A 16,822-nucleotide genomic window follows, 5' to 3' on the forward strand; every position below is an offset into this window, starting at 1 on the left:
CTCTCTCCGATCCGGCCTGAAGCTCGTGCCGCGCCCCTGTCACGCCACCAGGCCTGCTCTGCGGCCGAAGACGATGCCCGCCGCAAGCCCGGAGCCGCCAGGGTAGTTGCCGCTGAACAGACCGCCGAGAGCCTCTCCGCAGACGAGCAGCCCCGCGATGGGCGTCCCGTCCTCGCGCAGCACGCGTCCGTCGAGGTCACCCTTGAGCCCACCGAAGGTGAACGTAATGCCGCAGGTGACCGGATAGGCGTAAAAGGGCGGCGTCTCCAGCGCCGCGGCCCAGTTCGACTTCGGTGGGCTGACGTCAGCGCCGCGCCCGTCCTTGACGGTGGGGTCGAAGGGCGCGTGGCGGTCGATAGCGGCGTTGAATTCCTCGACCGTGGCGACGAAGCGGTCGGCGTCGATGCTGAGCCGCTCACCGAGCTCGCGAATGGACTCAGCAGTCACCTCGCTGATGCCCGGCATGTCGTACTCGGCGGTGCTCAGTCTCGGGCGGAGCGCGCCGTCAAAGACCTGGAAGGCGACGCTGCCGGGCTGGGCGAGGATCTCACGGCCGTACTTCGCGTAGGTGTAATTGCGAAAGTCGGCGCCCTCATCCAGGAAGCGTTCGCCGTCCCGGTTGACGATGATGCCCAACGGGTAGCTCTGCCGCGTCAACCGGTTGGTGAGAATGCGGTTCGACTCGTTCTGCTCGGTGAACGCGTCCCACTGCACGCTGTGCGCCGTCGACCAGTCGCCGCCCCGGGCGGCGCCGAGCTTCAGGGCTGCCAGGATCATGGCGCCGTCATTGTGCGGCGTGCCCCTGACCTTGGCGTTGCGCCAGCCCCGGCCGAGGTACCGCTCGCGCAGCTCCGGGTTCGACTCGAATCCACCGGCGGCGATCACCACGTTCTGTGCTCGCAGCTCGTGCTCACCCTCGCTGTCCGTGTACGCGACGCCGACCACCCGGTCGCCCTCGGTGAGCAGGCGCCGGACGTCGGCGCCGTAGCGGACCTCGACGCCCAGACGATCGGCCACCGTGGTGTGGTCGGCGATGAGGCCCTCGCCTCCGCCGACGTTTCCGAGGTGCAGGCCGCCCCAGAACAGGTATGAGCCGTCCGGTCGTGTGTATGCCTGTCGCTCGTACATCAAGTGGTACCGCAGGCCCAGTCCGTGCAACCAGCGAACGCCGTCGGCGGCCTCGTCCACAAGCACCTGGGCCATGGCGGGGTCTGTTCGCCCGTCAGTGACGCGCTCGAGGTCGGCGCGGTACTCCGCCCGGCTGTACGGCGGCACCTCAGTGGCAGGGTGCCGCTCGTCGGGTTCCACGACGTCGCGGAGGTCGTCCAGGCCGCCGTGGGCGATACGCGTTGCGCCGGCCGTGTAGAACGAGTTCCCGCCGGCCGTCTCCGGTGTCCCGCGTTCGAGGACGGTGACGCGACGTCCACGTTCGGCGGCGGCGTGCGCCGCCGAGAACCCAGCGTTGCCGCCCCCGACCACAATCACGTCAACGCTGGCTGCGGGCATCTGGTTCTCCTTCTGTCTGCGGGTAGGTCCGTGCGAGGTCGTAGACGAGGTCGTCGGTGCCGGGGACAGGCGGATGCCGGTCGGCGACTCTGGGGTCGTGGCCCGGCACGACGAGACCGTCGGGGCCGGCGAGCTCGTGGAGTCGGTCGAAGGCGCCGTACATGTCGGTCAGGCAGTAGACGACGCCGTAGGGCTTGTCCTCCTCGACGTTCGCGTAGAAGTGGCTCGCGTCGGAGGCGAGGACGATCGCGCCGTCGTCGCTCACGACACGAACGACCTGCATGCCAGGTGTGTGTCCGCCGACGTGATGGAGCGTGATCCCCGCGCCGACCGCGCCGTCGCCGTCGAGCAGCTCGACCCGGCCCTGGCCGGCGAGGTCCTTGACGGCGCGGAGGTCATCACGGTCGAGAAGGTGCGCGAAGGCAGGCCGGCCCGCCATCGGCGAGGACCAGAACTCCAGCTCCGACCGCTGGAGCCAGATCCGGGCTTTCGGGTACCCGTCGAGGTGCCCGGTGTGGTCGTAGTGCAGGTGGGTGACGACGACGTCGGTAACGTCCTCCGGGTCGCGACCGAGACGACCCAGCGACTTGATCGGTGTGGCGAGGTAAGGGCGGTTGCCGCGTGCCGCGGCGGTCTCGGGAGTGAACCCGGTGTCGACGACGACGGTCCGGTCCCCATCGAGGACTGCCCAGGTGAAGTAGTCGATCGGCCACGGGTCGAGGCATCCGTCGGGATGACCGTAGAAGTGCTCGCCGCGCACGGAAGCCGTGCGGTAGGCGTAGCGGAGCGCGAAAACTCCCTGCGCGCCGCTCACGACTCGTCCCTGGCCTGGAAGGTCAGCGGCGCGTTGCCCCACTCCTCCCAGAGCTCGGCGACGGCGGCGTAGTCGGAGCGTCCGCGTCCTGCGGCCTGCGCGAGGTCGTAGACGGTCTGCACCGCCTGGGTCGCGAACAGCGGTGTCCCGGACTGTTGTGCCATGGCTAGGGCGAGCGTGGAGTCCTTGCGTGCTGCCTCGAGCGGCATACCGCCGTCGTAGTCGGCCTGCGCGACCCGCTCCATGACTCGGTGCGTGAGCGGCCGCACGAGTCCGCCGTCGGGTCGCTCCAGCATCGCGGCGATGTCGGCGAGCTCGACCCCCTCGGCCTTGGCCATCGCGAAGGCCTCGACCAGCACCACCATGACCGCGTGAGCGACGCCGTTGTTCACGACCTTGGCCGCCATGCCGGCACCCAGGTCGCCGAACCGTGACCAGCCGGCACCGCCGAGGACGTCGAGCACGCCTCGTGCCGCGTCGATGTCGTCGACGGCTCCGCCGACGAGCAGCGTGGCGGCGCCCCGCTCCATCTGTGCGACGCCGGAGAGGATCGCCGCGTCGATCACCCGGGCGCCGGCGGGATCGAGGATTCCGTGCCACTCGCGGACGTCGGCCGGCAGGACAGTGCCGGTCTCGACGATAACGGTGCCGTGCTTGACGTGGTCGGCGAGCTCACGGACGACGGAACGGGACACGGCCGGACTGGGCAGGGAGAGCACGATCGTGTCGCACGCGGCGAGGCCGACCAAGGTGTCCGTGGTCGTGACCTGCTCGAGCTGGGCGGCGAGAGCACGGCGTTCGCCCGTGATGTCGTAGGCGAGGACGGCCCGGCTCGCAGCCAGTCTGCCCGCGACGGGCAGCCCCATCTGACCGAGCCCGCAGAGGCCAACATGATTCGGTGTGTCGGTCTGTGTCATGCCGGCCTCCGTCATGCCTTGATCGCGAAGGGGTCACGCACCTCGTCGGAGAGGTCGATGAGCACGTTCTTTGTACGCAGGTACTCATCGACCGCCTCGATGCCTCGTTCGCGGCCGTATCCCGACTTGCGGGTACCGCCGAACGGTGCCTGAGCGGCGCTGTACCGGTAGGTGTTCACCCAGACCGTGCCGGCGACGAGCTCACGGGCGAGCCGGTGAACACGCGAGACGTCCGACGTCCAGATGCCGCTCGCCAGGCCGTACTCGGTGGCGTTGGCGATGGCGACGGCCTCCTCCTCGTCAGCGAAGCGGTGGGTCACGAGCACGGGACCGAACACCTCCCGCTGTGCCAGGTCGGCGGCCGGGTCCACGTCCGCGAAGACTGTTGGCTCGACGTAGCACCCGGACGCCAGGGCGCCGCCCTCGGGGGCCCCACCGCCCGTCAGCAGCCGGGCGCCGTCGGCGCGTGCCTGCTCGATCCGGTCGAGGATGCGCTCGCGCTGCCTCGTGCTCGCGACCGGACCCATCTGGGTGGCCTCCTCAGTCGGATCACCCAGCACGATGCGACGCGCGACGTCGGCTACCCGCTCCACGAACTCGTCGTGGAGGCGCTCGTGCACCAACAGGCGGCTGCCGGCGATGCAGGTCTGGCCGCCTGCAGCGAAGATGCCCGCCACTGCCCCCGGTAGTGCCCGCTCGACGTCGGCGTCGTCGAAGACGATGTTCGCGGACTTGCCGCCCAGCTCGAGCGTCACCGGCACCAGCGCGGCCGTCGCGGCACGCTGGATCGCCTGGCCGACTTCGACGGAACCGGTGAAGCTGATACGGCCGAGACGAGGGTCCGAGGTCAGCGCCACACCCGCTTCCGGACCGCCGGTGATCACGTTGATGACGCCGGCCGGGAAGCCCGCCTCCGCCACCAGCTCGGCGAGGCGAAGAGTTGTCAGCGGAGCGATCTCGCTCGGCTTGATCACGACCGTGCAGCCCGCCGCAAGCGCGGGCGCGAGCTTGTTACCCAACAGCTGCATGGGCGAGTTCCACGCCGTGATGAGCGCGGCCACGCCGACCGGTTCACGCACCGTGTAGTCGAAAGCGTCCCAGGAGTCGAGCGGGACCGTGCGGCCGTGAATCTTGTCGGCGAGCCCCGCGAAGAAGCGGTAGTTGCGCGCAGCGAACCGTGCCTGTGCGCGGGTCTCTCGCAGAAGTTTGCCGTTGTCGGCCGTCTCGAGTCGTGCGAGATCGTCGGCGTCGCGCTCGATAAGGTCGGCGAGGGCGTGCATGAGTCGGGAGCGCTCGCCGCCGGAGGTGCGCCGCCACGAGGCGGAGGCCTCCTCCGCTGCAGTGACGGCGTCGCGCACCTGGTCCGCGCTCGCGTCCGCGATGCGGCCGAGTTCGCTCCCGTCGATGGGGCTCACGACAGGCAGCGACCGTGCGGACTCGACCTCGGGCCGCCCGCCGCCGATCAGCATCCGGGTGTCAGTGGGCATTCTCTCCTCCGATGTGGTTCAGCGCGCGGTCCAGATGCGGCGCGAAGACCGCCGGGTTCTCGCAGATGGGGAAATGCCCCAGCCCAGGCATCTCCCAGAACACGGCACCCGAGATCTTCGCCGCCGTCTGCTCGGACATTGACGGTGTGCACGAGTAGTCGTACTGCCCGGTCATCATGACGACCGGGCAGACCACCGTGTCGATGTCCGCCACCTTCGCCGTGCCGTCCCAGTCGCCGCTGTAGAAGTCGATGTCACCGGCGAAGGTTCCAGCGCCGCCCTGCGAGTACGTCCACAGAATCTCTTCCCGGCATGTGGTGGGACTCCGCGGCGCGATCAGCCCGGCGATCCACTCGGGGATGAAGGTGGCGCTGTCGACTCGAGGGTCACGCGCCCACGGCGTCGTCCGTCCTGGCACCCGCTCGCTCGCCTCGCACGCGATGACGCCGCAGAAGGCATCGGGCGCCCGGTAGGCCATCTCCAGGCACACCTCGCCTGCCATCGACGCGCCGACGAGGATCGGGCGGTCGAGGCCCAGCGCCGCGACCACCGCAAGGATCACGTCACCGTACCGGCGGGTGGTCAGCGTCCAGGAGCCGACCGGGCCAGGCAGTCTCTCGGAGCTGCCGTGGCCCGGCAGGTCGAAGGCGATCACCTCGTGACGCCGAGTGAGTCCGGCGTCAGCCATCAGGGCGTGCGCCTGACGCGCGTCGGCACCCGCGGTGTGCAGGACGACGAGCGGCGCCCCCGTTCCGGCTCTGGCGACGTGGATGTCGAGGTGCGTGTCTTCGACCTCGATCGACACGTAGTCCTCGCGGATGCCGGACCGGTCGATCGGCGGGTCGGGGTCCCGCTCGGGTGGGCCCTGCAGCAGCTCGCGCCCCAGCGCGAGAACCCGGTGGGCGATGCGCGCGTGCTGGGCGTACGCGCGCTCGTCGCCCTCTACGGCCGTGCCGGGGACCCGCATCCGCATCGCTAGGAAATGGTGGTAGCAGGGTGGCGGCTCGGCCGAGAAGAAGCGGGTCCAGGCCTCGGGCGTGGCGACCAGCTCGAACTCCGCTTCGGCGTTGCCCGGCGCGAATGTGCCGTGGTCGCAGTCGACGACCAGCCGCGCGTCGCCGCACCGGACCGCGAAGGTGACCGTCGCGTCCCGGCCGGCGACGCCGAGCTCGCCGTCGTGGCTGCACTTTCGGAACCAGGAGGCTGCGTCGTCGAACGGTGGCGGAGCGGTTGTCACGGTGCCGTCCCGGCGGGGGTCGTGGTGGAGACGTCGTCATCTTCCCAGCGCCGCCCCGGCCGCGTGGCGAACCAGACAGCGATGAAGGTGAGGACGGAGACGAGGATGATGTACGGCGGGATCGCCACGGCGGCTCCGGCGCCCGTGGCGAGCAGCGAAGTGAGGATGAGCGGGGCGAAGCCACCACCGAGGATGCCGCCGATCTGGTAGCCGAGCGAGGCGCCGCTGTATCGCACCTCCGGAGAGAAGAGCTCGGCGAACAACGTCGCCAGCGGTCCGTACATGAGGGGATGGATGAGGGAGAGACCGACCACGCACGTGATGCCGAGAATCACCGGATCCTGCGCCGCCTCGTTGATGAGGAAGAACGGGTACGCGTACAGCGCCAGGAGCACGGCGCCCGACAGGAACACCCTGCGCCGCCCGAGTCGGTCGGACAGTGCGGCGGCGAGCGGGGTGGTCACGATCTCGACGGCGCCGGCGATCGCGACGATCGTCAGAGCGACGGCACGCTCGATGTTGAGGTTGGTGGTCGCGTACGTGAGCAGGAACGTCGCGAAGAGGTAGAAGTTCACGAACGGCGCGAGACACGTTGCGATGGCGAGCACGATGTTCAGCGGGTGGCGACGCAGCGCATCGAGAAGCGGCAGCGAGGACTTCTTGCCGGCGTTCTCCACGGCCGTGAAGGCCGGACTCTCGATGACGCGCAGGCGGATGAACAGGCCCACGACCACCAGGACGGCGCTGAACAGGAACGGCAGCCGCCAACCCCACGACGTGAACTGCTCGTCCGGGAGGAGCGAAACCAGACCGAAGACAACGGTGGACAGGACCAGGCCGGCCGGTGAACCTGTTTGGGTCCAACTTCCGGCAAGCCCTCGCCGGCCCTTCTCGGCATGCTCGACCGACATCAGCACCGCGCCGCCCCATTCGCCGCCGACGGCGAAGCCCTGGAGCAAGCGCAGCAGGATCAGCAGGGCCGGGGCCGCAACACCGATCTGGTCGTAGGTCGGTAGCAGGCCGATGAGGAACGTCGCGATCCCCATGCCGAGCAGGCTCCAGATCAGCATCTTCTTGCGCCCCAGGCGGTCTCCGAAGTGACCAAAGACGATGCCGCCGATCGGGCGTGCGAGGAACCCGGCCGCGAAGGTGCCGAATGCCGCAATCGTACCGACGGCGGGATCGAACTCCGGAAAGAACAGCCGGTTGAAGATCAGTGCCGAAGCCGTGCCGTAGAGGTAGAAGTCGTACCACTCGATCGCTGTACCGATGAAGCTCGCACGGACGACACGTCGTCGCATCTGACGGGATCCGAGCCCGTCCATCGGGGTGCCTGCTGAGTCCTTGGTCATCGTTGGCCTTCCCGCGGCAGCCGTGCCGCTTCGTCCGCATCTGTCAGCGCCATGTGCACGAATGTATACAGATGTCGACAGGAAGAACGCAAGAGTGCGGGAACACGAAAGTGCTCGTGGCTCATGTGGTCAGCCGCCGAGCGCAACGGCAGGCGGCTTCGCCGTGCGGGCTTGAAACGTGACCGGCCGCATGCCTGCCGGAGGCAGATCCTTAGTAGATTGAGCCGGTGCACACCCATGCCAGCGCCCATCGGGGCCGCGATCGCTCGTCCGCCGGCGCGGACAGTTCGGAGTCCGACAGTCCGGGCCGCCATCGGTCTATGACGCTGATGCCGGGGCGGGTGCGCGCCCGATGAGCGAGTGGCTCCTGCTGGCGATCGCGGCGGTACTGGTGCTGGCCAACTCACTGTTCGTCGCGGTCGAGTTCGCCTACATCACCGTTGACCGCAACACGGTCGAACGTCGGGCCGCTGACGGCGACAAGCGCTCGGCGACCCTGGTGGCCGGGCTGAAGACCTTGTCGACCCAGCTCTCCGGCGCTCAGCTGGGCATCACGGTGACGAGCCTGCTGGTGGGCGCCCTGGCCGAGCCGTCCCTGGCGACGCTGCTCCGCGGACCGTTGGGGCTTACAGGCGTCCCGGACGCCGCGGTCGTCGGCCTGTCCCTCACCCTTGCCCTGATCCTCGTCACCTACACGCAGATGATCTTCGGTGAGCTGGTGCCGAAGAACTGGGCCATCGCGGAGCCACTTCGGGTGGGCCGGCTCATCGCGTTGCCGCAGCACGTCTTCGCCACCGTTGCCGGCCCGGTGATCCGGTTTCTCAACGGCGCGGCGAACATCGTCCTGCGGATGCTCGGTATCGAACCCCGCGAGGAGCTCGCCTCCGCACGGACCGCTCAAGAGCTGTCGTCGCTGGTCGACCGGTCCGAGCAGGAGGGGACCCTGGACCGGGTGACGGCCGAGCTGGTGATGCGCTCGATCGAGTTCGGCCGTCGGAGCGCCGGGGACGTGATGACTCCACGGCCGCGCGTGCACTTCGTGGACGTGGCTGCACCGGTGGCCGACGTGATCGCCCAGGCCAGGGCGACCGGCCACGGCAGGTTCCCCGTCACCGGGGAGGGAGTCGACGACGTCGTCGGCTTCGTGCACTTCAAGCACGCGGTGGCCGTCCCGTTCGAGCAGCGCTCCACCAGGCTCGTTCGCGACATCATGATCGAGCCGACCATGGTCGCCGAGTCCATGGAGCTGGACCCCCTGCTGCGGGACCTGCGCCGGCAAGGACTGCAGATGGCCGTTGTGGTCGACGAGTACGGCGGCACCGCAGGTTTGGTCACTCTCGAAGACCTCCTGGAAGAGATCGTCGGGGACATCGAGGACGAGCACGACCACCCGGAGCAGCTGCACGTCCAGGCTCCCGACGGCACCTGGACCGTGTCCGGCCTGCTGCGTCCCGACGAGGTCAGTGACCTCGTGGGCGTCGAGCTCCCCGAGGGTGAAGAGTCCGACACCCTGGGCGGCCTGGTCACGGAGACCCTCGGAAGGCTGCCCGAGGCGGGCGACACCGTCCGCCTCCGGTGCCGACGCCCGCCAGACTCCGAGGACTTGCTTCCCCAGAGCGTGGACGTGGAGGCGATCGTGGCGCGGATGGAGCACCACCGCGTCGCCGCGGTGCGGCTCCGCATCCCGAGCACCGAAGCGGTCGAAGGGGACTCGTCGAGCGGGGAGGAGCGGGATGAGTGACTCCGCGCCTGCGCTGCTGGTCGCCCTCGGCCTGCTGATCGGGAACGCGTTCTTCGTGGGAGCGGAGTTCGCGCTCGTCTCGGCGCGCCGGACGCAGATCGAGCCCCGCGTCGCCGAGGGGTCGAGGGCGGCCCGGGTCACGTTGCGGGCCATGGAGCAGGTCTCGTCGATGATGGCCGGCGCGCAGCTCGGCATCACGGTGTGCTCCCTCGGGCTGGGTGCGATCGCCGAGCCCGCGGTTGCGCACCTGCTGCAGGTTCCCTTCGCCGCGGCCGGGTTGCCCGACGGTCTCGTCCACCCGCTGGCCTTTGCGGTCGCGATGACCATCGTCGTCTTCTTCCACATGGTTCTCGGCGAGATGGTGCCCAAGAACATCGCGCTTGCGGGGCCCGAGCGTTCGGCTCTGGTGCTCGGCCCGGTGCTGTACGCGCTCGTGTGGGCGAGCCGGCCCGTCGTGTGGATCCTGAACGGCTCGGCGAACACCGTCCTGCGCCTGATGAGGGTCGCACCCCAGGAGGAGGTCACGACCGCTTTCAGCCGCGAGGAGGTCGCCGGCTTCGTGGCCGAGTCGGGTCGCGAGGGACTTCTCGACGACGAGGAGTTCAACTTGCTCGGCGGCGCCCTCGGGTTCGAGGACCGGAACGCCTCGCATGTCCTGCTGCCGCTGTCCGAGGTCGTCACCGCCCCCGCGACTGCCTCCCCCGCCGTGCTCGAGGAGCTGTGCGCGAGGACCGGATTCTCGCGCTTCCCGGTCCGCGACGCCGACGGCGCCATCACCGGCTACCTCCATGTCCGAGACCTGATCAGCATGGATCCGCGGCACCGGGACGAACCCGTCCTCGACGAGGCGCTCCGGCCACTGGCCCGCACGAGGACGGATGCCCCGCTGAGAACCGTCATGAGCACCATGCAGGACGAGGGCGCGCATCTCGCGGCCGTCGAAGACAGCAACGGCGACGTCGTCGGCGTGGTCACCCTCGAGGACGTCCTCGAAGAGCTCGTCGGTGAGGTCCGCGACGCCACCCGCACCTGAGGGCCTCAGGCCGTCGGCACCGGTCCGGCCATCACCCGGTCCAGCAGCGGTCGCGTGGCCAGCAGCGCCAGCCGGACCAGGAGGATGCCGCCGGCCAGACCGGCGGCGACCGTCAGCGCCGTGATGGGGTCGGCGACCGCGGACACGCTGGCCATCGGCAGGATCAGGATCGCCGCGGACCCGGCCGACCACAGCGCGACGGTGGTCAGCGGGCCCATGACCGCCCGGGTGCGGGCGACGTCGACCCGGCGCGGCGGCATGCCCATGCGGTCCAGCGCGGCGAACAGGTCGCGCCGGTCGAGGACGTCCGCCGCCTGATTCACGGCTACGGAGGCCGCGACGGTGACGAACGAGATGACCAGGGTGAGCACGACGCCGGTGCGGATGTCGGTGAGCAGGATCTGCTCCTCGACGGCTGCGGCACCGCCCGGGCCGCCGTCGGCCGTCGGTTGCACCATGCTCAGCCCGACGCCGGCGAACACGGCGGCGAAGGAGGTCATCGCGACGCCGCCCACCTGGCGCCACGCGGCCTTGGGGGAGTCCAGCACGGAGCGTGCGGCCAGGAGCCGCTCCGCGGCCTTCGGTCCGCCGTAGCGCCGCAGCTGGATCTTGGCCTGCACACCGAGGACGAGCGGCCCGACGAGGTTCAGCACCGCCATCGTCAGCCCGAAGGTGATCACGATCCCCACGGCCAGCCCCATGGTGCCGCCGTCGACGCTCATCAGCTGACCCATGACCAGGCCCGCCGCCATCGCGAGGACGAACGCGAGCGCCCGCAGCAGCGATGCGCGCGGTGCCTGCTGCCGCGTGCGGACCCCGAGCGGGGAGACCACCACCCGGCGCAGCCCGGCGAGCGCGCTGGCCGCGGCGAGGACCACCAGCCCGAGGACGCAGGCCACGGTCCCCAGCGGCCCGAGCAGCACCTGGGAGGCGCCGATGGGTCCGCCACGGAAGGGCACCAGGCCGACCAGCGGCGCCAGTGCCAGGTGTCCGAGGACTCCGAGCACCGTCCCGGTCAGGGCGAGCAGCGTCGACTCCAGCAGGGTCATGGCGGTCACCGTGCCGGCCGGCGCACCGAGCAGCGACAGCGTCGACAGGCGCCGGTCCCGGCGCCGGGCCGAGAGCCGCGCGGCCGCCCCGCACAGGGTGAGCAGCGGGATGAGCAGGAGGGTCACGGCCAGGATCGCGAGGCCCTCGTAGAACAGGGCGCTGTCGCCCTCGACGGAGAAGAAGAACCGGGCGCCGCCGAACACCGTCAGGGCCAACGCGGTCACCACGGCGAACGCGGCCACGGGCAGCGCCAGCACCGCGCGGTCGGCCGCGGCCTCGCGCCGCAGCAGCAGGACGGCCAGCCGGGCGGTCACCGGCTCACCTGCGTGCCGGTGGGGGCGGCGCCGGGCACGGGGCGCTCGTGCGCCGTCGGGCCGTCGTGGGCGACCTGGCCGTCGTGCAGGCGCACCACCCGGTCGCAGCGGCGGGCGACGGACTCGTCGTGGGTGACCAGCACCAGCGTCCCGCCACGTCCGGTCGTGGCCGCCAGCAGGGCGGTCATCGTCTCCTCCGACGTCGCGCTGTCCAGGGCACCGGTCGGCTCGTCGGCGAAGACCACCGGCGGGGCGGCGACCTGGGCGCGGGCCACGGCGACGCGCTGCTGCTGGCCACCGGAGAGCTGTCCCGGGCGGCGCTGGCCCATGCCCTCCAGGCCGAGCCAGTCCAGCCACCTGCCGGCCTGCGTCTCGGCCTCGCGGCGCGCGGTGCCGTTGAGCAGCAGCGGTAGCGCGACGTTCTCCAGGGCGGTGAGCTCGGGCAGCAGCAGGCCCTGCTGGAAGACGAAGCCGTACCGTTCGCGCCGCAGTGCCGCACGGCCGCCGGGGGAGAGGCTGTGGACCGCGACGGGTGCGCCGTCGGCGTGCAGGGTGACGGTTCCGGCGTCGGGCACCAGGATGCCGGCCAGGCAGTGCAGGAGCGTCGTCTTGCCAGAACCCGAGGTGCCCATCACGGCGACGGACTCCCCGCGCAGCACGGCGATGTCGACGCCGCCCAGGGCGAGCGTCGGTCCGTAGGTCTTGGTCAGGCCGTGGCCGATCAGCACCGTGTCGGCGGTGCGGACGGGGAAGCCCGTGTACTGGGTGGTCTGATCCATGACCACCAGCATCGGCGCGCCCCGCCCGTCATGTCGTCGGCCCCCGGGCTAGCGCTGCGGGCGCCGGGGTGCACCCAGGGGGCGGCGGACGCTCCGCCGTCGTGCGACCGGAGGCTGACGCGCGCCGTCCCACCAGGGGCTGACTCCTGCCCTACGACGGCTCAGCCGGAAGCGATCACCGGCGGCGCGTCGACGTCGTCGAGCAGGCCCGCCAGCTCCTCGCGCACGAGCGGCTCGAGGGACTCGCTGAACGTCCGGGTGAGGTGGTGGGTGTCCCGGTAGGCCAGGCGGTCGTCGATCACCGCCGGGCAGGTGCTGTCGTTGCAGAAGAACGACGTCAGGTCGATGCGGTCGACGCGGTCGCGCTCGGCCGCCAGCGTGCGCTCCGCCGCCCGGGTCGGCGCATCGAGCGCGTCCTGCACGTCCGCTGCGCACCGGTCGGCATTCTCGACGTGCCGGGACAGGCAGGACGCGGGTACCGCCGGCATCGTGGGGTTGTCCGCCACGATCGACACCTGGGTCTCTTCCGGCAGCGCGTCGATCGTCTGGTTCAGCGCGTCCCGCCAGAACGCCTCGCTGTCCTCCGCCTCCGAGGCGTACAGCCTGGGGTAGTTCGCCAGCATGACGAGGTCCGGCGGGTCTTCGTTGAGGCGGCCGATCACGTTTTCCCGCCACTGGACGCACGCCTCGCGACCCTCGCCGTCGCCCTCGGTCATCGCGGACTGGCAGGAGCTCTTGGCGTTGACGTCCAGCTGGATGTCGCCCTCCTCGGCGATGCCCTTGAGCGCCGGGTACCAGCTCGCGGCGTGCGAGTCACCGAACAGCACGACCCGCGGCGCCTCCGAGTCCTCGCCCTTCTGGCAGCCGCTGCCGTCCACCTCACGTTGCCCGCGCAGGCAGCCGTTGTCGTAGATCTCGGGGTTGTCGTCACCAGCGCTGCGCAGGTCGGGCGTGAGGTTGGCCGGCACGAACGGTGTCCCGGACGGGTTCGGCTCCAGCTGGTACGCCGGGGCATCCTCACCGGCGTGGATGGGGGCGTGGGAGACGGCGACGCCGGAGGACATCGTGACGGCACCCAACGCCGTCGAGGCCGCCAACGACACGGCCACCGTGCGACGGTGCGTCGAGCGGGCGCTGCGCGGGCGGCGGAACGGCTGCTCGACGAACCGGTAGCACAGGTGCGCGACCGGGATGGCGAGGAGGCTGAGCCCGATGGTCGCCCAGGCCGGCAGCGGCGCCTCCCCGGCCGCCTGCGGGATCATCACGAGCGGCCAGTGCACGAGGTAGAGCGAGTACGAGATCGCGCCCACGAAGACCATGGGCCGCAGCGCGAGCAGCCAGCCCGGCGAGGTCCGGCTGTCGCCACCGCCGCAGAGGATCACCAGGGCCGCACCGCCGACCGGCAGGAGGGTGGCGACCCCGGGGAACGTGGTCTTGTCGCTGAAGGCGAGCCCCGAGACCAGGATCATCGCGAGGCCCGCGTAGGCCAGCACACCGGCGAACGGGCCGGTCGGCTTGACCCCGCGGGAGGCGACGACGGCGATCAGCGCCCCGACGCCCAGCTCCCAGGCCCGCGTCGGCAGCGCGAAGAACGCCCACGACTGCGAGACCTCCATGACCAGCAGGCACCCGACGAAGGACAGCGCCACCAGGCCCGCCACCGCGGGGACGGCACCCAGGCGTGTGCTGCCCCACCGCTTGAGGACCAGCAGCAGCACGATCGGCCAAAACAGGTAGAACTGCTCCTCCACGCCGAGGGACCAGAAGTGCTGGAAGATCGACGGCGAGCCGTCGGCGAGGTAGTTCGTGTCCTGGACGGCGAAGTGGATGTTCGGGAAGTAGAGCGCGCTCGCCGTCGCGTCCTCGAGCACGGCCTGCCGCTCGACCGGCGGCACGACTAGGTAGGCGACGGCGGCGGAGGCGGTCAGCACCGTGAGCGCCGCCGGGAGGATCCGCCGCGCCCGCCGCGCGTAGAAGGCCATGAGGTCGAGCCGGCCCTCGGTGTCGACCTCGCGGATCAGGTGCGTGGTGATGAGGAAGCCGGAGATGACGAAGAAGACGTCGACGCCGACGTATCCGCCGTGCACTCCGGGGACGCCGCCGTGGTAGGCGAGGACCAGCAGCACCGCGACGGCGCGCAGTCCCTGCACGTCGGACCGGAAGTGCCGGCCCGTCGTGGGCTGGGCGGATGCGCTGGCCACCATGTTTCGGACGCTACCTACCTCACCACCGAATGTCACAGAATGATAACGGCGCGTGTCGATCGACGCCCGTCGGAACGGCGCGGTGCCGGGGATCGCAGCGCTGTGTTCCGTTGGTCACGGCGAGTTGCTGCCGAAGGCGGGTCGGCGGACTCCCGGGACGTGAATCGTCGATCGTGGTCGCCGAATGCGGCGCCGAGCCCGAGCGGCAGCCAGGTTGTTCGAACGTATGGCGGCGGAACGCCGCCTTACCGGAGCTGAGCTCTCAACGTGCAGGAGCCGTGCTCTTGGCCGTTGCCGAGGCCGGGGTCGATCGCCAGCCGGGTCAGGCTCGGACCCCAGGGCTCGGTGAGGTAGGGGTCGTCGAGCTCCTTGACCTCGAGCTCGGCGTGGTGCGCGGGATCCCACGTCAGCTCGAGCGTGCCCGTCCCGGTGAGCGGCTCGATCTCGGCCCGGCCGGGTGCGGTCAGGTGGACGGTGCCGGCGATCATCCAGTGCAGGCGGGTCGCCCCGCTGCGGTCTCCCTCGCCACAATCGGCGGCCCTGTCCAGGTCCCACGTGTCGGTGACGACGACGCCGGACCCGCCCCGGTCGAGCACCGCGCGCCGGCGCCAGCCGCGCACGTCCGTGCGGCCGTAGGCCGCGGCGAGGTCGAGCTCCAGGCCGACCGCTCCGCCGTCGCCGATCCGCACGACGTCGCGGGCCGCATGATGTGCGCCCACCTGCTGCGCCGATCCGCGGATGAGGGGCACGTTGTGCCACCGGCTCTGCATCGGCCACAGGTCGTACCGGTCCGGCCCGAACGTCTGCCTGGTGTACGTCGGCCGGCCCGGGTCCACCAGGACGGGGACGCCGTCGAGCGCGACGACGACGCTGCCGACGTCGTTGTGGTTGTGGTTCTCGCCGTTGTGGCCGCCCTTGACCGACAGGCTCAGCCGATGGCTCGCGGCGCCGGTGCGGACGGGCGCGTGAGCGAGGAGCACCTGCACCGACGGCAGCCACACCTCGCCGGTCGGTTCGGCCGCGGGCTCGCCCTCGGCGACGATCCAGTCCCGGTCGGTCATGGCGCGCAGCAGCCGCCCGAGACCGCGCTGCTCGCCGGCCACCGGGCGCCCCGACCGGCGGTGGGCGGCGGCGTGGCGGCGCGCGGCGTCGTCGCCGAGGCGGAGCGCCCAGCGGTGCGGGACGTCCCACGGCTGGTCCTGCCCGGGCCGGGCGGTGCCGTCGGCGACGTTGAGGTACCAGCCGTCACCGAGATGCATCCGGTGCGGGAAGGCCACGGACTCGCGCAGGGAGGCGACGCCGGTCGCGTCCAGCGCGCCGCCGGTCGCGTGGCGGAGCACGTCGAGCATCTCGAGCAGGCGGCAGGCGCCCTCCCACCAGTAGGAGCTGCCCTCGTCGACGGCGCCGTCGTCCGGGACCGAGGCGACGAACCGGTCGACGTCCTCGATGGTCTGGGCGACCACCTCGGCCCGCAGGCTCTCCTCGTCGGCGCCGTCAAGCAGTACCAGGCCGGCGAGCAGGACGTTGCCGCAGATCCAGGGGTTCCAGTTGTTCACCTCGCCCTGCAGGCCCAGCCACTTGAAGTCCCGACGCCGCACGTACGGGTCGATCACCCGGCTGCGCACCTCGTGGCGCAGGCGGGCGCGCAGCCCCGGGATCCGCTCGTCCAGCAGCGACCCGAGGAGGTGGTCGGTCCACGCCAGCTGGCCGGCGACCTCCCCGGCGCCCAGGTCCAGGTAGGGGTTCGTCACGTCGGGAAGCAGCCAGCCGTTCCGTCGGTGGGAGTCGTCGTGCGCGGACCAGCACCAGGTGCTCTGCTCGCAGAGCAGGACCAGGCCGTCGGCGACCTCGTCGAGCCAGGCCGGATCCGCCGTCGTGGCGGCCGCGACGACGGCTCGTGAGAGGCGGTACTGCCGCGTGAAGACCTGGTGCTCGTAGCTGGCGCGGTCGCCGGTGCGGACGTAGTCGGCGAACAGCGTGGCGGTGGGCTGCGGCCACGTGCCGCGGTCCTGCTCGGCACGCGCCAGCAGGTCGCGGACGGTGGGGGAGTCGGCGGTGCCGGTGTCGAGATCCCACGTCGCCCGGTCCGTGGCGGGCGGCACCGGTAGCGCGCTCGCGGGCGGCAGGAGCAGGCGGCGCAGCTCGTCCGCCGTCGCGAGATCACCCCAGGTCTCGGCCAGCTTGCCGGTCGCGGCCATTCCGCCTCCTCGCGGTTCCCGGCCGGGGCCGGCTGGATTCAGTGATCGATTGTGATCGTAACGATCCGGCCGCGTCCGCAACGGCGGTAGCGTCGGCCGCGTCGATGTCGGAGCGACCGGGGAAGGTACGCCGTGGTGCCGTTCGGTCAGGAGAGGGTGACGTGGGAGTCGAACGTAGCGAGGCGCTGCT

Annotated in this window: 12 protein-coding genes; 2 read left to right on the top strand and 10 right to left on the bottom strand. The window is 71.0% G+C overall.

The window, feature by feature from the left end; all coding sequences use genetic code 11:
* Nucleotides 1–39: 39 nt before the first annotated feature.
* The 6 genes from tcuA to ABD907_RS01085 are packed head-to-tail and all read right to left on the bottom strand — an operon-like array spanning nt 40 to nt 7,262.
* Nucleotides 40–1,506, bottom strand: a complete 1,467-nt coding sequence (gene tcuA / locus ABD907_RS01060) for an FAD-dependent tricarballylate dehydrogenase TcuA (RefSeq protein WP_345214635.1) — start codon at nt 1,504–1,506, stop codon at nt 40–42.
* The gene (locus tag ABD907_RS01065) at nt 1,487–2,320 is read right to left on the bottom strand and encodes an N-acyl homoserine lactonase family protein (RefSeq protein ID WP_345214636.1); all 834 of its coding nucleotides are present in this window, start codon (nt 2,318–2,320) and stop codon (nt 1,487–1,489) included. Before ABD907_RS01065 ends, tcuA begins: the two co-directional genes overlap by 20 nt.
* A complete protein-coding gene (locus tag ABD907_RS01070; protein WP_345214637.1) occupies nt 2,317–3,237 on the bottom strand; it encodes an NAD(P)-dependent oxidoreductase in 921 nt (306 codons plus the stop codon). Before ABD907_RS01070 ends, ABD907_RS01065 begins: the two co-directional genes overlap by 4 nt.
* Nucleotides 3,238–3,248: 11 nt before the next feature.
* Nucleotides 3,249–4,724 carry an aldehyde dehydrogenase gene (locus ABD907_RS01075; RefSeq protein WP_345214638.1) on the bottom strand — a complete coding sequence of 492 codons (1,476 nt, stop codon included), beginning with the start codon at nt 4,722–4,724 and terminating at the stop codon, nt 3,249–3,251.
* Nucleotides 4,714–5,961, bottom strand: coding sequence for an alpha/beta fold hydrolase (locus tag ABD907_RS01080; RefSeq protein WP_345214639.1), 1,248 nt, complete (start codon nt 5,959–5,961; stop codon nt 4,714–4,716). The genes ABD907_RS01075 and ABD907_RS01080 overlap by 11 nt, the downstream gene beginning before the upstream one ends.
* Nucleotides 5,958–7,262, bottom strand: a complete 1,305-nt coding sequence (locus tag ABD907_RS01085) for an MFS transporter (protein ID WP_345214640.1) — start codon at nt 7,260–7,262, stop codon at nt 5,958–5,960. Before ABD907_RS01085 ends, ABD907_RS01080 begins: the two co-directional genes overlap by 4 nt.
* A gap of 403 nt (nt 7,263–7,665) precedes the next feature.
* On the opposite strand from ABD907_RS01085, the gene ABD907_RS01090 reads away from it, so the two are divergent.
* Both ABD907_RS01090 and ABD907_RS01095 read left to right on the top strand, forming a co-directional pair.
* Nucleotides 7,666–9,054 (top strand): hemolysin family protein, encoded by a 1,389-nt coding sequence (locus ABD907_RS01090; protein WP_345214641.1) that lies wholly within the window; start codon nt 7,666–7,668, stop codon nt 9,052–9,054.
* Nucleotides 9,047–10,087, top strand: a complete 1,041-nt coding sequence (locus ABD907_RS01095) for a hemolysin family protein (protein ID WP_345214642.1) — start codon at nt 9,047–9,049, stop codon at nt 10,085–10,087. Before ABD907_RS01090 ends, ABD907_RS01095 begins: the two co-directional genes overlap by 8 nt.
* Nucleotides 10,088–10,092: 5 nt before the next feature.
* Here the strand turns inward: ABD907_RS01095 and ABD907_RS01100 are convergent, their stop codons facing one another.
* The 4 genes from ABD907_RS01100 to ABD907_RS01115 all read right to left on the bottom strand — a co-directional run bounded on the left by ABD907_RS01100 (nt 10,093) and on the right by ABD907_RS01115 (nt 16,632).
* On the bottom strand, nt 10,093–11,451 hold the full coding sequence (locus tag ABD907_RS01100; RefSeq protein ID WP_345214643.1) for an FtsX-like permease family protein: 1,359 nt from the start codon (nt 11,449–11,451) through the stop codon (nt 10,093–10,095).
* Nucleotides 11,448–12,230, bottom strand: coding sequence for an ABC transporter ATP-binding protein (locus ABD907_RS01105; protein WP_345214644.1), 783 nt, complete (start codon nt 12,228–12,230; stop codon nt 11,448–11,450). Before ABD907_RS01105 ends, ABD907_RS01100 begins: the two co-directional genes overlap by 4 nt.
* A 161-nt stretch (nt 12,231–12,391) precedes the next feature.
* Nucleotides 12,392–14,434: an acyltransferase family protein gene (locus ABD907_RS01110; protein ID WP_345214645.1), complete on the bottom strand. Its 2,043-nt coding sequence runs from the start codon at nt 14,432–14,434 to the stop codon at nt 12,392–12,394.
* 245 nt (nt 14,435–14,679) lie between these two features.
* Complete coding sequence (locus ABD907_RS01115; RefSeq protein WP_345214646.1) at nt 14,680–16,632, bottom strand: heparinase II/III domain-containing protein; 1,953 nt, start codon at nt 16,630–16,632, stop codon at nt 14,680–14,682.
* Nucleotides 16,633–16,822 lie beyond the last annotated feature (190 nt).

The sequence above is a fragment of the Georgenia halophila genome (genome assembly GCF_039541595.1).

Bases quoted from the DNA above. Each gene is read 5' to 3' on its own strand.
- tcuA (WP_345214635.1), bottom strand. From the start codon at position 1,506: ATGCCCGCAGCCAGCGTTGACGTGATTGTGGTCGGGGGCGGCAACGCT.
- ABD907_RS01070 (WP_345214637.1), bottom strand. From the start codon at position 3,237: ATGACACAGACCGACACACCGAATCATGTTGGCCTCTGCGGGCTCGGT.
- ABD907_RS01075 (WP_345214638.1), bottom strand. From the start codon at position 4,724: ATGCCCACTGACACCCGGATGCTGATCGGCGGCGGGCGGCCCGAGGTC.
- ABD907_RS01085 (WP_345214640.1), bottom strand. From the start codon at position 7,262: ATGCGACGACGTGTCGTCCGTGCGAGCTTCATCGGTACAGCGATCGAG.
- ABD907_RS01090 (WP_345214641.1), top strand. From the start codon at position 7,666: ATGAGCGAGTGGCTCCTGCTGGCGATCGCGGCGGTACTGGTGCTGGCC.
- ABD907_RS01095 (WP_345214642.1), top strand. From the start codon at position 9,047: ATGAGTGACTCCGCGCCTGCGCTGCTGGTCGCCCTCGGCCTGCTGATC.
- ABD907_RS01105 (WP_345214644.1), bottom strand. From the start codon at position 12,230: ATGGATCAGACCACCCAGTACACGGGCTTCCCCGTCCGCACCGCCGAC.
- ABD907_RS01110 (WP_345214645.1), bottom strand. From the start codon at position 14,434: ATGGTGGCCAGCGCATCCGCCCAGCCCACGACGGGCCGGCACTTCCGG.
- ABD907_RS01115 (WP_345214646.1), bottom strand. From the start codon at position 16,632: ATGGCCGCGACCGGCAAGCTGGCCGAGACCTGGGGTGATCTCGCGACG.